The sequence below is a fragment of the Oleiphilus sp. HI0061 genome, assembly GCF_001635675.1.
On the sequence record NZ_LWFE01000377.1, the window covers coordinates 1 to 1,067 of the forward strand.

Here is a 1,067-nt window from a genome sequence, read left to right on the forward strand (position 1 = left end):
GAAGCGCTTGTAGCCGAAGGTTTACAAGAGCCTATATGCATTGGTGTGCACGCACTTTTCTCTGAAGATGCATACTGTGAAATGTCTAAAGCACCGATCAAAGACATACTAACTTGTAACACCGTCCCCCACTCAACAAACACTATAGATATTGCCAGTATTATTGCAGAAGTCTTGAAGTAATAAAGCCAAATGTTAACTCACTTGAAACATTGACTATAAGATTTACAAAGCCACATTTTTATCATACGAAGCTTGCGCACAACTTAGACGAATAATCACTTTATAGTGCTTGAAAAACTGGCATCAAAATCATCACCGCTATTATCTAAGTGATTTCACAAAATTTTGCAGAGATCTTGTAAATTCGTGGACCTGCCCACACCTTCTAGCTGTACAGTTTTTGATCGCACCGATAAAATATCGCTAACACTTTGTAACAGTAAGAGGTCGTTACCGTGCACGATGGATCAAACTTTAAAGAAGCGGAGTCTTCTCACTTAGGTAATCAGGACTCTCGTATCGTCCCGATCGATTTTGATAAACTAAGATACTTAGCTTCGAACAAGCCAGAAGCATTTGAGCGTTACCGTGAAGAGCTCTATCAACAAGCAATCGAGCAAGCACCTATTGAACTTCAGCGCCGTTTGAAAGGAGTGCAGTTCAGGATAAATATGGCCAGGCAAGGTGCCAGAAGCCCATTATCGTCCTGTATGAGACTTTCAGAAATGATGCATGATTCGTTTGTGGAACTACAACTGGCATTGGCAAACCCACGAAAGTATTTACAGGAGCAAAGCAGCAAGCCTGCGGAAAGTGCGGAGATTGTTGAGTTGTTTCCCAAGTAGAGCCTGCCCCGTGCTACCCCGTCAGCGAGCCGTGGAAGGCTCTGCCTACAAGAACAAAAAAGGGGAACCGCTATGGCTCCCCTTTTTTAATTTCTTTGCTGGTTTATAGCAATTCTTCCAACTTAGCCATTACCTTATCAGCAAACTCTGTTGTGCTTAGAATCTCGATGCCCTGACCAGGCTTAGACAAGTCACTTGTAGAGAAGCCTGCTTCGAAGA

At 42.9% G+C, this 1,067-nt stretch carries 1 protein-coding gene and 1 pseudogene; both read left to right on the forward strand.

Features of this window, described 5'->3' with window-relative positions; genetic code table 11:
- Positions 1-183, forward strand: a pseudogene (locus A3735_RS30310) (phosphoribosylpyrophosphate synthetase); the annotation flags it as partial.
- A 275-nt stretch (positions 184-458) separates the two neighbouring features.
- The gene (locus A3735_RS05170; RefSeq protein ID WP_068510366.1) at positions 459-848 is read left to right on the forward strand and encodes a DUF3135 domain-containing protein; all 390 of its coding nucleotides are present in this window, start codon (positions 459-461) and stop codon (positions 846-848) included.
- Positions 849-1,067: the final 219 nt, after the last annotated feature.